Annotated in this window: 11 protein-coding genes; 6 read left to right on the top strand and 5 right to left on the bottom strand. The window is 64.1% G+C overall.

The window, feature by feature from the left end:
- Positions 1-31: 31 nt before the first annotated feature.
- Positions 32-448: a hypothetical protein gene (locus ACSEXW_RS16570; RefSeq protein WP_438447281.1), complete on the bottom strand. Its 417-nt coding sequence runs from the start codon at positions 446-448 to the stop codon at positions 32-34.
- A 78-nt stretch (positions 449-526) separates the two neighbouring features.
- Entirely contained in the window at positions 527-2,662 is a 2,136-nt protein-coding gene (locus ACSEXW_RS16565; protein ID WP_438447280.1) for a LuxR C-terminal-related transcriptional regulator, read from the bottom strand.
- 209 nt (positions 2,663-2,871) lie between these two features.
- Here ACSEXW_RS16565 and ilvB point away from each other — a divergent pair, with 209 nt between their 5' ends.
- Positions 2,872-4,593, top strand: a complete 1,722-nt coding sequence (ilvB, locus tag ACSEXW_RS16560; RefSeq protein WP_438447279.1) for a biosynthetic-type acetolactate synthase large subunit — start codon at positions 2,872-2,874, stop codon at positions 4,591-4,593.
- Position 4,594: 1 nt separating this feature from the next.
- Positions 4,595-5,110 carry an acetolactate synthase small subunit gene (gene ilvN / locus ACSEXW_RS16555; RefSeq protein WP_438447278.1) on the top strand — a complete coding sequence of 172 codons (516 nt, stop codon included), beginning with the start codon at positions 4,595-4,597 and terminating at the stop codon, positions 5,108-5,110.
- On the opposite strand, the gene ACSEXW_RS16550 is transcribed toward ilvN, so the two are convergent.
- Positions 5,107-5,712 (bottom strand): TVP38/TMEM64 family protein, encoded by a 606-nt coding sequence (locus tag ACSEXW_RS16550; protein ID WP_438447339.1) that lies wholly within the window; start codon positions 5,710-5,712, stop codon positions 5,107-5,109. The two genes, ilvN and ACSEXW_RS16550, sit on opposite strands and share 4 nt — an antisense overlap.
- Positions 5,713-5,921: 209 nt before the next feature.
- On the opposite strand from ACSEXW_RS16550, the gene ACSEXW_RS16545 reads away from it, so the two are divergent.
- The 4 genes from ACSEXW_RS16545 to ACSEXW_RS16530 all read left to right on the top strand — a co-directional run bounded on the left by ACSEXW_RS16545 (position 5,922) and on the right by ACSEXW_RS16530 (position 10,909).
- Complete coding sequence (locus ACSEXW_RS16545) at positions 5,922-6,077, top strand: hypothetical protein (protein WP_438447277.1); 156 nt, start codon at positions 5,922-5,924, stop codon at positions 6,075-6,077.
- 698 nt (positions 6,078-6,775) lie between these two features.
- Entirely contained in the window at positions 6,776-7,243 is a 468-nt protein-coding gene (locus ACSEXW_RS16540) for a MarR family winged helix-turn-helix transcriptional regulator (RefSeq protein WP_438447276.1), read from the top strand.
- A gap of 35 nt (positions 7,244-7,278) precedes the next feature.
- Positions 7,279-9,018 (top strand): ABC transporter ATP-binding protein, encoded by a 1,740-nt coding sequence (locus tag ACSEXW_RS16535; protein ID WP_438447275.1) that lies wholly within the window; start codon positions 7,279-7,281, stop codon positions 9,016-9,018.
- A complete protein-coding gene (locus ACSEXW_RS16530; RefSeq protein WP_438447274.1) occupies positions 9,008-10,909 on the top strand; it encodes an ABC transporter ATP-binding protein in 1,902 nt (633 codons plus the stop codon). Before ACSEXW_RS16535 ends, ACSEXW_RS16530 begins: the two co-directional genes overlap by 11 nt.
- Before the next feature lie 161 nt (positions 10,910-11,070).
- Here the strand turns inward: ACSEXW_RS16530 and ACSEXW_RS16525 are convergent, their stop codons facing one another.
- A complete protein-coding gene (locus ACSEXW_RS16525; protein WP_438447273.1) occupies positions 11,071-12,264 on the bottom strand; it encodes an MFS transporter in 1,194 nt (397 codons plus the stop codon).
- Between the two features lie 228 nt (positions 12,265-12,492).
- Positions 12,493-13,419, bottom strand: a complete 927-nt coding sequence (locus ACSEXW_RS16520) for a LysR family transcriptional regulator (protein WP_438447338.1) — start codon at positions 13,417-13,419, stop codon at positions 12,493-12,495.
- Positions 13,420-13,461: the final 42 nt, after the last annotated feature.

The following is a 13,461-nucleotide window of genomic DNA, read 5'->3' as shown; positions in this document are numbered from 1 at the left end:
CTTAGCTCCTTGGCTTTTTGGGTTCGTTGTGTTACCCGGCTGCGGTGCCGTATACGCTGCGGCTTACGATGTCGGCCAGCTCGGCCTTCTGGGCCGCAAAGATCGCCGGCGTAATGCTTCCGCCGGCGAGCCGGTCTTCCAGCTGTGCTGTCAGCTCAGCCACCTGCAGGCGGACGATGCGCTCCGGGTCCTGACCGCGCTCAGTCGCCAGACCGGCCAAGGTCTGCCCGTCATACAGCGCGTCGTAAATGTCCTGGTCGGAGGTGACGCCCAGGGCAGCATGGTACGGGTCTTGGACCGCTTGGGGCGACTGCAGGGCGATACCCGGAGACTCGGGAGCGGGAAGCGCCGGTGCCGGCGGGACCACCGAGGCTTCAGCCCACTTGCTGCCGGTTATGGTTATGGCGATGGCGACACTGCCTATGAACAACATGATCCTCATCTTCATGGAGGGGCCTCATTTCTTGGGAATGGTTCGTCCGTTCCCTTCACTCTACGTAATAGACGCGCCCAGGTTTCATCCGGTTCAAGATTCCTCCAGAACCATGGCGGCCAACTGGGTCCGGTTCTTCAGCCCGGACTTGCCCAGCATGGCATTGATGTGCTTCTTCACCGCCGCCACGCTGATGTAGAGGGAGGCGGCAATCTCGGCGTTGGTGGCCCCCTTCACCAGGAGCGCGGCAACCTCCTGCTCGCGGGGCGTCCAGAGCCCCGCGGCTGGAGGACCGGACGCCCTCAGGTCCGGCTCCGCGCAAGGGACTGCGGCGAGGCCGCCTCCCGTCACCTTGGCAAGGAAATCGAGCCATCTTCCTTGACGGGTGTCCAGCCGGTAGGTAAGAGCCGGTACGGCACCGCCGTAGGCGAAGTGCTCCGCCCCGGGAACGGGATCGTAGCCCAGGCTGCGATGGGAATCCGTGTAATAGGGCAAGGGCGGTGGCGAGGCCAGCAGCAGGGTGCCTGCAAGTGCCAGGTCCATCGTCAGATGCACCAGATCGGAGCGCAGCTCCATCCGGTCCAGCTGCCGCACATCCGCCGCCAGAATAAACCGGCCGGGTGGCCCCTCCCCGGTTAGCAAGGCTTCCAGCTCGGCGGAGGACCGGGACCGGAAAAACGCCTTCGACAGCGGCGCGGCCTGCAGGTACGGCAGCGTGTCCCGCCGTATCGGCAGCATGGCGGCCAGGCCGATGGCCTCGCCGGACGGACTGCGGAGCAGACGCAGCACGTCCCCGCCGAAGGCCGCCAGCTCCCGCACGCTCCAGCCCGTGAGCCGCAGGACGCTTTCCTCCGCCGTCAGGGTGTAGCGGAAGGCGGTCCCGCTGTCCGGATCCGCGCAGGCGATTCGGACGGTCTGGGCCCGGCTGCGGCGTTCGGCGATGTAGTGCTCCGCCTCGTGCACCGTCTCCGGGGTGACCGTCTCCCAGTAATTCTCCGAGGCGCGGCTGTGCCGGAAGTGAGCCCGCAGCACGGGGTTGCCTGTCAGAGCCAGAAGCTCGGTGACTTCCTGCACCATCCTGCCGGCACCGCCGGGGGAGCCGTTCCGGATGCGGCTCTCCAGCACCTCCACCGTCCTCTTGCGGTATAGGCCGAAGGTGTCGGGGAGACGCTCCTTCAAGGCCTGCCGGACGATATCCCGGACCAGGCTGTGGAGCCGCCGCCCCTTCGGGGAGCGGCTGACGAAGGACAGGGCCAGCAGTCGCTCGAAGGCCCCCTCCGTCAGGCTGCCGTCCAGTACGGCTGCGAGCATGTCCTGGTCGAAGGTTTTGGGCACGGAGGCGGCGTAGAGCAGCGTCCGGAGCTCTCCGTCGCGGGCCTCCTCCAGCCAAGTGTGAAGCAGCTCCTCCAGTGTCTCGCGCCGGCGGGCATCCAAGATGATCTCGGCGGGGGACAGGGAGGCCAGCAGGCCTAGGGACAGAGGGTGGCCCATGGACTCCAGCCAGATGCTGTCGATCTGCGGCTGGGCTGTAATCCCCTGCCCCCGCAGGTATTGGCCGGCTTCGGCGTAGGAGAGGCCTTCCAGCGGGAGGCTGACGATGAGTCTGCGCCATACGGGAGACAGCATCCAGGGGCGTCCCAACGGATACCGGCCGGCGATCACGATCAGGATCCCCGCATGAAGGCGGGGCAGGCAGTTCTCCCGAAGCCATTGGTCCAAAGCGCCGACCTCCTCGTACTGATCCAGGGCGAGGACCACCTTGCGGCGGGAGGCGGTCCGGTTCAGGGCGAGGAGCAGCGCCTCCATCCGCCGGGCCTCCGCGGAGTCATGACGGGGTCCGGAGTCCGAAGCGAGGGCTTCCGGCATAGGGAGCGAAATCTCATCGCTGCTGCCGGCTGCCCCCTCCAGAAGCGCAAGCTCCAGCTCCCGGCAGAACTGCTCCGCACTGCCCCAGCAATCCCGCAGGTCCACGGGGAGGAAGAGTGCGCCTTCACGCTCCGCCCGTCTGCGGAAACGGCGCAGAAGCGTGCTTTTGCCGATGCCCCCGATGCCGTGCACGTTCAGGATAGTCTCGGAGCCGCTGCCTCCGCTGTCTCCGCTGCCGGACGTCAGCATCCTTCCGAAGTATTGGAGCTCGAATTCCCTGCCCGTGAAGCCGTCCTCCTGCATACGGCCCAGCGTATCCCCGAGGGTCGTGTATGGCTTCCCGTTCGTAGCGGGTTCAAGCATGGCGGTTCCTCCTTCGCAGGGGAGTTTTTTGTAGCCAAAAGGATAGGGGGAAGTCACCCTTCGGGTAGTACCGGCCCCTCGTCCCGCGTGCTAACGTAGCGGTAGAAGCGGCACACCGACCCGGCAGAATCCCATGATGGGATTGATTATTCCAGAAGTTGGCGAATCGGTCAACCGGGAGCGGGTGTGCTCGAGGGAGGGGAGAAGGTATGGGAAAAGAGCAGATCAGCGGCTCGGAGATTCTGCTCCGCATGCTGCTTCACGAAGGGGTGGAATGTGTCTTCGGGTATCCGGGAGGCGCCGTCCTGTATATCTACGACGCCATGCACGGCAACGGGCAGTTCAGGCACGTGCTGACCCGGCATGAGCAGGGCGCCATCCATGCGGCGGACGGCTATGCCCGCTCCACGGGCAAGACGGGGGTCTGTCTGGCCACCTCGGGTCCGGGAGCGGCCAATCTGCTGACGGGCATTGCAACGGCCCATATGGACAGCATTCCGCTGGTCGTGATTACGGGCAACGTGGCCACGGATCTGATCGGAACCGACGCGTTCCAGGAGGCGGACATCGTGGGAATGGCCCAGCCCGTCACCAAGCACAGTTATTTCGTCCGTCGGGTGGAGGATCTGGCGGGGACGCTCCGAGAGGCGTTCCACTTGGCGGGAACCGGCCGCAAAGGTCCCGTCCTCGTGGACATTCCGAAGGACGTATCGGCCGCTTATACGTCCTTCGAAGTCCCGTCCGGCGATGACGCTCCGGTGCGGGTGCGGGGCTATGATCCCAAGCCGGCGGCGGATCCGGAGGCGGTCCGAATGCTGGCCGTGGAGCTTCGCCGGGCACAGCGGCCGGTCCTTCTGGCGGGGGGCGGCATCATCCATGCGGAGGCCGGAGAGGCGCTGGGACGGCTGGCCCGGGGTATGGGGCTGCCTGTCACGACGACGCTGCTGGGTTTGGGCGGCTACCCCTCGGACGATCCGCTGTGGCTCGGCATGCCGGGCATGCACGGCACCTATGCGGCCAACCGGGCGCTGACGGAATGCGACCTGCTGATCTCGGCCGGCGCCCGGTTCGACGACCGGGTGACCGCCAGGCTGGACGGCTTCGCTCCCCATGCCAAGGTGGCCCACATCGATATCGATGCGGCGGAGATCGGAAAGCTGGTGCCGACCGTGCTGCCGGTCCGGGGCGATGCCCGGGAGGTGCTGGAGGCCTTGGCGGCCGTTCTGGAAGCGGAGCCGGAAGGACTTCAGTCCGGGGGCCGCTACGAGCCGTGGGTTCGGAGGCTGGCCGGGCTGAAGCGGGACTTTCCGCTCCGCTACCGGCAGGAGGAGGGGCCGATGAAGCCCCAAGCGGTCATCGAGCTGTTGGCCCGGTTATCCGGCGACGAGGCCATCTTCACGACGGATGTGGGACAGCATCAGATGTGGACGGCCCAGTTCGGCCGGTACAACCGCCCCCGTTCCCTGATCACCTCGGGGGGGCTCGGCACCATGGGCTTCGGTTTTCCGTCCGCCATCGGGGCTCAGATCGGCAACCCGGGCAGAACCGTCGTCTCGGTTAACGGGGACGGCGGCATGCAGATGTGCGCCCAGGAGCTGGCCGTCTGCGCCATCTACCGGATTCCGGTAAAGATCGCGGTGATGAACAACCGGACCCTCGGCATGATCCGCCAATGGCAGGAGCTGATCTATGAGGGGCGGCACAGCCATATCGATTTGTCCGGGAGTCCGGATTTTGTAAAGCTGGCGGAGGCATACGGGGTGAAGGGCCTGCGGGCGGACAGCCTGGACGAAGCGGAAAGGGCCTGGCAGGAGGCGCTGGAGACGCCCGGACCGGTGCTGGTGGATTTCGTCGTGGACCGGGAGGAGCTGGTGTACCCGATGGTGCCCCAAGGCTCGGCGCTGCCGGATATGATTCTGGGAGGGGAATAGAATGGGGCAAACCAAGAGGCATACGCTGGGTGTCCTGACCAACGACCATCCGGGCGTACTGCAGCGGGTAGCGGGCTTGTTCGGGCGCAGAGGCTACAATATCGAGAGCATCACGGTGGGGGCTTCCGAGGAGGAGGGGGTCTCCCGGATGACCATCGTGGCCGTGGGGGAGGAGCGGATCCGGGATCAGATCATTCTCCAGTTGGGCAAGCTGATCGATGTGATCGGGGTGACCGCTCTGGACGACGGGCCGCTTCTCGCCCGGGAGCTGATGCTGGTCCGCCTGGAGGCGGCCCCCGGCAAGCGGGCGGAGATCATCGCGCTGGCGGAATCCTTCCGCTGCGCGGTGGCTGACGTCGGGCCGGATACGCTGATCGTTCAGGCGGTGGGGGATGTGGCCAAGAACGACGCGCTGCTGCGGTTGTTCCGGCCCTACGGCATCCTGGAGCTGACCCGCACGGGGGAGACGGCCATGAGCAGGTCCCGGGGCGCTCAGGAATCCTGCGAAGACGGCTAAGCGGAGTAGCGGGCCTCGAGCTTTTTGGCGGCAACGAAAGAGAGGACGGCCAGCAGAGCGATGTAGAGGAGCCGGCTCGGGTTCTCCCAGTAACGGGAGGGATCGTATCCGAAGCAGGAGACGGTGAACACCATGACGGCTTTGCCGGAGGCCAGGGCCAGCGCATAGGGAAGGAACCGCATCCGGGCCAGACCCGCCGCGAGGTTGATGACGACGAAGGGACCGATCGGGAACAGGCTGAACAGGAACACATAGCGGAAAGCGTTTTGCTCCACCCAGCGGATGCCCCTGGCTACCTTGGGCTTCTTGGTCCAGCGTGCCAGCACGCGGTGTCCCGCTATCTTGCGCACCAGCAGGAAGGAAGCCATACACCCGCAGACCAGCCCGACCCACGAGTACAAAAAACCGAGCCACAGCCCGTACACCGCTGCGTTCAAGGCGATAATCACCAGCGTCGGCAGAGGGGGGACGAACGATTTCAGGAAAGGAAGCAGCAGGCCGGGAATCGGCCCGTAGGACCGGAACCGGTCCAAGAACTCCTGAAGCTGGTCCTCCGTCACTGCCGCCGCCATCAGGAGCTCCGCTCCGCCCATGGCCTCCATACCCGCCACCTTCCTTCCTCCAAGGGTAAACACCGATACACCCATCGTAATGGAAGGGCGTACCCGTGGCAAGGTGAAGCGGCACCCGGCGGTGGAGTGGGAGGGCAAGCACGCGTGGCAAGCATGGCAAGCATGTCAAGCATGGCATAATCGGCTGCGCCCTCCGGCATACTACCACCGCATCGACTCATACCCAGGAGGGATGGAGCATGAACAAGTCCGATAGGAAGAAAAAAACGGCAGACCTCCCGTCCGGCCGCCCGTTCGCGGAAACCCGTGAGCTCGGCCACGAGCGCAACGAGGTGGCCCAAGCGGAGAAGCAGGCCGCTTCGCAGGAGACCGCCGGCGTAATGGACCCGCAGTAGCAAAGATTAGGACTGAACGTATGCCCGCAGGTGCGCTGGAAGACGAGCTCATAAGGTGCCCCAGGAGTTGTACTCACAAGGTGCACCGGGTGCCGTGTTCCGCGAGGTGCGCCGGTGGTCGTACTCGCAAGGTGCCCCCGAAGACTATCGGCTAAGGTGCCCCGGAAGACGATCCGTCCGCGTGGCCCGTGCGGCACCCGCAGGCTGACATCAGTGCGCTAATAGCCTGCCCTCAAGCGAGCACAAGAAGGCTGTTCCCCTTCCGCTTCATAAGCGGAGCGCGGGGACGGCCTTTTTGTAGTCTCGATGCTAGGTTCCCGGTGCCTTAATCGCAGCCAAAGGCACAAATGCCGCCGGTTGCCCCGAATAATAGCAGCGTCGGGGATCCAAGGGCAAATATGCCGCTTGTGATCCCATAGCAGGGAACAAGGGAGATCTCACCTCCAATCAACGGCATCAGTGCCTTTCATCCAGTCGGATGAAGGGGAATGTAATGAACCAAGGGCAAATGTGCCGTTGATCAGCGGAAGGGTTGAGGATGACCCGCGCCCCTTTGCGGTTAACAGCCCTATCAGAGTGTCCGCCAGCCGGAGTTCACAGGCATCTCCGGATCTCACCTCACAAAAACAGCTTGACGTAAGCTTGTCCCATCCGTACCATAAATAATTAGTTGGCTAATGAAAAAAGGGGCGTTGTCCATGGATATCAACCGGACTCCACATCTGGACGTAGTCTTCAAGCGTGTGGCGAAGCTTCATCACCAGACCGTGCACAAGCTGTTGTCCGACAAGGAGGTCTTCCCCGGACAGCCGCCGGTGCTGCGTCTCCTGTCGGAACGGGACGGGAGGAGCCAGAGAGAGCTGGCGGAGGAGATGGAGATCACGCCGGCCACACTGAACGTGATGATCGGCCGGATGGAGAAGAACGGTCTGCTGGAGCGGAAGCCGGATCCCGCCGACCAGCGGGTATCCCGAGTCTACCTGACGGAGAAGGGCCGCGAGGCCCATCAAGAGCTCCGGGACGTGATCGGCACGATGGAAGCGACCTGCTTCGGCAATTTTACGATGGAAGAGAGAATTGTGTTCCGGCGGCTGCTGCTTCAGATGTACGACAATCTGAAGCAGGCGGGGACCGTCGGGGAAGAGCCCGTCAGACCGGGCGAATGATTCGCTGACTAATCAATTAGGGTGTGATCGAACGAATGTGGAAGCTTGCCAAATATTTGAAGCCTTATTGGGTGGCCGCCCTGCTGGCTCCGCTCCTGATGATTCTGGAGGTGTACATGGACCTTCTGCAGCCGAAGCTGATGGCGGTCATCGTGGACGAGGGGGTGCTGGGCGGCGATTTCTCCCGGATGCGGGAGGCGGGGCTGCTCATGCTCGGCACCTCGCTCCTGGGCCTCCTCGGAGGCGTGGGCTGCGCGGTGTACGCCAACATCGCAGCGCTCAAATTCGGATCGGATGTAAGGGACACGCTGTTCCGCAAGGTGCAATCCTTCTCTTTCCGCAATCTGGAGCAGCTGGACCCGGGCTCCCTGATCGTCCGGCTGACCAATGACGTCACGCAGGTGCAGCAGTTCGTGCAGATGATGCTGCGGGTCATGGTGCGGGCGCCGTTCCTGGCGGTGGGCAGCCTGATCATGGCCTTCGCCATCCATGTGAAGCTGGCGCTGATCCTGGTGGTCGTGACTCCGATTCTGGCCCTGGTGGTCTATGTGGTCATCCGCACCGGCTTCCCTATGTTCGCCAAGGTTCAGGCCAAGCTGGACCGGCTGAACACGGTGCTCCGGGAGAATCTGGCCGGGATCCGCGTGGTGAAGGCCTTCGTCCGCTCCGACTTCGAGAAGAAGCGGTTCGGCTCGGCTAACGGAGAGTTCATGGATACGGCCGTGAAGGCCAACGTGGTGATGGCCACCATGTCGCCGGCCATGTTCCTGCTTCTGAACGGCACCATCGTCGCGGTGCTGTGGTTCGGCGGTAACCAGGTGTGGGGCGGAACGCTTGCGGTCGGTGACCTGGTCGCCTTCATCAACTATGTCACCCAACTGCTCTCCTCCATGATGATGGTGGGCATGATGATGATGCAGGTGTCCCGTTCCAAGGCTTCCTCCGACCGGATCAACGAGGTTCTGACCACGGAACCGGACATCCGGAATGGGGATGGAACCGACGCAGGGCGGTGCACCGTCTGCAACGGCGCCATCGAGTTCGACGGCGTGTCCTTCTCCTACGGCGGAGAGGACGATGCGCTTCACGATATCAGCTTCCGGGTGGAGCCGGGACAGACGGTGGCCCTGTTAGGCTCCACCGGCGCCGGCAAATCCACGCTGGTGAATCTGATTCCCCGCCTGTACGAGGCGACGGAGGGGAGCGTCCGGATCGACGGCAGGGACGTGCGGGAGTATGAGCTTGGCGACCTGCGGAGCCGCATCGGAATGGTGCTGCAGGAATCCATTCTGTTCACCGGCACCATCCGGGACAATATCCGCTTCGGGCGTCCGGACGCCACGCAGGAGGAGGTGGAGACGGCGGCCAAGGCGGCGCAGGCCCATGATTTCATCATGGCGATGCCCGACGGCTACGACACGCAGCTGGGCCAGCGGGGCGTGAATCTGTCCGGCGGCCAGAAGCAGCGGATCTCCATCGCGCGGGCACTGCTCATCCGTCCGGCCGTCCTGATCTTCGACGACAGCACCAGCGCCGTAGACTTAGGCACGGAGTCGCGCATCCAGAAGGCGCTCCGGGAGCAGCTCGAGCGATGCACCAGCCTGATCATCGCCCAGCGGATCTCGTCGGTCATGGATGCCGACCGGATCCTGGTGCTGGAGGACGGGCGGATCGCCGCTTCGGGCACCCATCGGGAGCTGATGCAGACCAGCGAGGTCTACCGGGACATCTGCCGGTCCCAGAATCGAGAGGAGGACGTCGCCCATGCCGGGTAATCAACCGACTCAACGCCAATCGCCGCCATCCGGCCCCCAGCCCATGGTGCCCGGAATGGGCGGGGGACCGGGCCGGGGCTTCATGGGTCCCAAGGTCCGGCCCAAGAATATGAAGGATACCCTGGCCCGCCTATGGCGCTATCTCCGCAGGCAGCGGGGAGGACTGGCCGCCGTCATCCTGCTGACGGCCGTCGGCGCGGGACTTGGGCTGATCGGTCCGTATCTTATCGGCGTGGCCATCGACGATTACATCATTCCGCGGGACCGTGGCGGGCTGGTCCGCCTGTGCCTCATCCTGGCTGCCGTCTATGCGGTAGGCGGCGTGCTCAACTGGTTCCAGGCCTACATCATGACGAAGGTGTCCCAGCGGACGGTCCGTGAGCTGCGGGACGATCTGTTCGGGCGGCTGCAGCGGCTGCCGCTGAAGTTTTTTGACGGGAAGACGCACGGAGAGCTCATGAGCCGGACGACCAACGATATGGACAACATCTCCAACACGCTGAACCAGAGCGTGGCCCAGCTCATCAACAGCGCTCTGACTCTGGCGGGCACACTCATCATCATGCTGACGCTGAACGTGTGGCTGACTCTGATCAATATCGTGATCGTGCCGTTAACGATGCTGGTGACGCGGAAGATCGCGGGGTATACGCGTAAGGCTTTTGCTGGCCAGCAGAAGAGTCTGGGGGAGCTGAACGGATTCATCGAGGAGACCGTCTCGGGGCAAAAGGTGGTGGCCGCCTACTGCCGGGAGGAGAAGGCGATCTCCGAATTCGACACCATTAACCGCCGGTTGACCAAGATCGGCATCCAAGCCCAGATCTCCACCGGTCTTATGGGGCCGGTCATGAACGTGCTGGGCAACTTGAGTTTTGCGCTGATCGCTTTTGCGGGGGGCTGGATGGCGCTGGACGGTCTGATGACCGTAGGGGTCGTGGTCAGCTTCCTGAACTATTCCCGCCAATTCGCCCGGCCTATCAACGAGCTGGCCAACCAGTTCAACATGATCCAATCCGGCATCGCGGGAGCGGAGCGGGTGTTCGAGATTATGGATACGGAGCCGGAATACGCAGAGGCGGGGGACGGTGGGGGTACAGATACCGAAGCAGCTGCGGGAACGGATGCGGGCCGGCGCGGCAGGAAGCTGGAGGAGGTCCGGGGTGAAGTTGTGTTCCGGGATGTGGACTTCTGCTATAAGGAAGGGGTTCCGGTGCTGCGGGAGGTCTCGCTCCATGCCAAGCCGGGGGATACCATCGCGCTGGTCGGTCCGACCGGCGCCGGGAAGACTACGGTCATCAACCTGCTGACCCGGTTCTATGAGATCGGCGGCGGCAGCGTAACCATAGACGGGACGGACATCCGGGACCTCGACAAGGACAGTCTCCGCTCCCGGCTGGGCATCGTACTGCAGGACGCTTACGTGTTCTCGGACACGATCCGGGAGAACATCCGGTACGGCAAGCCGGAAGCGACCGATGCGGAGGTGGAGGCGGCGGCCAAGCTGGCCAACGCCGATTCCTTCATCCGCAAGCTGCCCAAGGGCTACGCCACGGTGCTGTCGGGAGAGGGCCACAATCTGAGCCACGGCCAGCGGCAGCTCCTGACCATCGCCCGGGCCATCCTGGCCGACCTGGCCATCCTCATTCTGGACGAGGCGACGAGCAGCATCGACACCCGGACGGAGATGCACATCCAGGAGGCCATGAGGGAGCTGATGAAGGGGCGCACCAGCTTCGTCATCGCCCACCGCCTGGGCACGATCCGGGAGGCGGACCAGATTCTCGTCATCGACGGAGGACGCATCATCGAGCGCGGCACCCATCATGAGCTGCTGGAGCGCAAGGGCTTCTATTATGAGCTGAACGCCAGCCAGTTCCAGAGGGTGGGATAAGCTGCGCACCGCATAGGGACAGGGTCCCGACGGTGGGCGGAGGAAGAGGCTTCTGCAGGGCTTTGGCGCTGTGGAAGCCTCTTTTTTGTGTCAGCCCAGAGCACCAAAAAGCAAAGAGGCTGTCCCTTCAGGTTCAACCTGAAGGAACCGCCCTTCGTGCGTCAGTCCTCGTCTATATTCCGCGTCAGGATGTGGAAGGCAAGGGCCGCCGCCCCGCAGACGGCTGCCAGAAAGCCGTATCCGCCGAAGATGTCATACCGGGCCGAGAAGAAGCCGAAGCCCAGGCCGGCGGCGGTCAGCACGGCGTTCTCCCCCAGGGAGCGGAAGGAATCCAGGGTGGCGCGCATGGCGGAGTCCGTCCGGTGGTGCAGGTATCCGGCGGCCAGGGGCTCCGCCAAGCCATACAGCATGCCGGCGAAGAGCATCGCCGCGATGCCGGCCCAGCCCCGGAGGAAGGCGATAGCGGCGAAGCACGCCGCGGTGCCGGCCGCCACGGCCAGGAGCAGGCTGCGGCTTCGGAAGCGGCGCTTCAGCCGGTGGGCCAGCAGGCTGCCCGGCAGCTGCCCGAGGAACAGGGCGGAGGAGAAGAAGCCGAAGGCTGCGGGCGCATAGCCGAGCCGGTTCAGGTAGGTCTGCCAGAACTCGTAGAGGAAGCTCATGGACGCGCCGGTGACCATCCCTACGGACAGGATGAGGGCCACATCCCTCCGGCTGCGGAAGAAGCGGAGGGACTCCCGCACATATACGCGGAGCGGAAGGGAGGCCCCCGCATCCGGGCCTTCCGCAGACTCCGTCCCGCGCCGGGGCTCCACCAAAAGCAGCGTGGCGCCCAGCGAGAGTGCCATGGAGCCGAAGGAGAGCCAGTAATTCAGCTCCAGGCCGAAGCGTCCGGCCAGGAAGCCTCCCGCCAGAGCGGCCAGGACGGCGGATATGCCGTCGAGGGCGTTCAGGCGTCCCAGGTGGCGCTCGAATTCCTGCTCCCGGCCGACCTCGAGGAGGCTGTCGTACAAGAGGGCGTTCTCCGCGCCGCTGCTGGCCGAACGGCCCACTCCCGTCAACAGAATGACGGCGGCAAAGTGCCAGAATGCAGTGGCCTGCAGAAGCAGGAGAAACTCCAGGCAGCCCATAACGGCGTCCACAAGGAGCAGCAGCTTCCGACCCCGCTTGTCGGCCAGAATGCCGGTGGGCACCTCCAGGAGCAGGATGACGGCGGCATACAGCATCTCGGTGTAGACGACCTCTTCTACGGTCATGCCCCGCTGCTCCCAGAAGAGCCTCTCGATCACATAGGCGGGAATCAGGTTATGGAAAAATCGGACGGCATACAACAGCGTCAAATTGGTTCGGATCTTCACGGGCAATCCCCTTTCGCAGTCGGTGGTGAAAGGCGTTCACGACCGGAAGGCGGGGGAGGTGCCCGTGCTCGGGCTTGGGCTCAAGCTTAACAGGGAGGACGGGCAACGTTCATGCGGCAAATCTCCTTTCATCCATAAGGTTTGAGTCACGATTCAAGCTCTTGGCGGTTATGCCATCTATTCTCCCAAGCGCCTGCACGGAAGTCAACCGAGGCACCCAAGACCGCGTCAGGAGCGGGGCGGCTCCCCGTCTTGCGGCAGGTCCCCTTCGGATCGGGCGAACAGCTCCTGCGTGAACCGGATCCATTCCCGGGCGGCGAAGGACAGATAGCTCTTCTTGCGCCAGATCATGGCCAGATCCCACGGGATCACGGGATCCGTCAGCTCCAGCACGCGGACGCGGGCGGGATCGAGAGTCCGGCAGATGACCTCGGGCAGGAGGGAGACTCCGAGTCCCGCCGCCACCATCTCGGTCATAAAGTCCCACTGGGAGCTCTCATAGAGCACATTCGGCTCGAAGCCCGCCTTGCGGCACTCCTGAAGAATCTTGTCGTGCAGTCCGAAGTCCTCGCGGAACAGGATCATGTCTGCCCCCGCTAGTTCTTTCAGCATGGCACGGCTACCCGCGGCCAAGGGATGGGCGGGAGGGACGGCCAGCTGGAGCCGGGACCGGACGATGGTGTGAGTGTCGAAGCGGGTCTCATCCACCGGCAGAAGCACCACGCCCAGATCCAGATCGCCTTCGGCCACCAGAGACTCCACCTTCTTGGAGCCAGCCTCCTCCAGCAGGAGGGCAAGGCCGGGATAGTGGCTCCGGAACCGGCTCATGATCCCGGGGAAAAAGTTCGCTCCCACCATAGGCGGGAGCCCGATCCGGATCTGTCCCTTGCCCAGGCGGGTCAGGTCCGCCAGCTCCGCAGTCAGGCTGCGGAAGGCCTCCACGATGGGGCCGGCCTGCTCCAGGATGACCCGGCCCGCATCGGTAAGCTCCACCGACTTGCCCTCGCGGGTGAACAGCTGGACGCCGAGCTCATCCTCGAGGCTCTTGATCATTTTGCTCAAGGTGGGCTGGGTGATGTGGAGGGCCTCGGAGGCCTTGGTGAAGCTGCGTTGCCGGGCCAGCTCCAATACGTATTGCAGGTCGCGGATGTCCATATGCACCTCATAGGTATAGATGAATGGAATAGGATTCATTCG

The organism is Oryzibacillus soli, assembly GCF_051594765.1.
GTDB lineage: Bacteria > Bacillota > Bacilli > Paenibacillales > NBRC-103111 > Paenibacillus_AR.
Note: the sequence above shows the minus strand (reverse complement) of the source record. Positions and strands in the feature narration are given on the sequence as shown.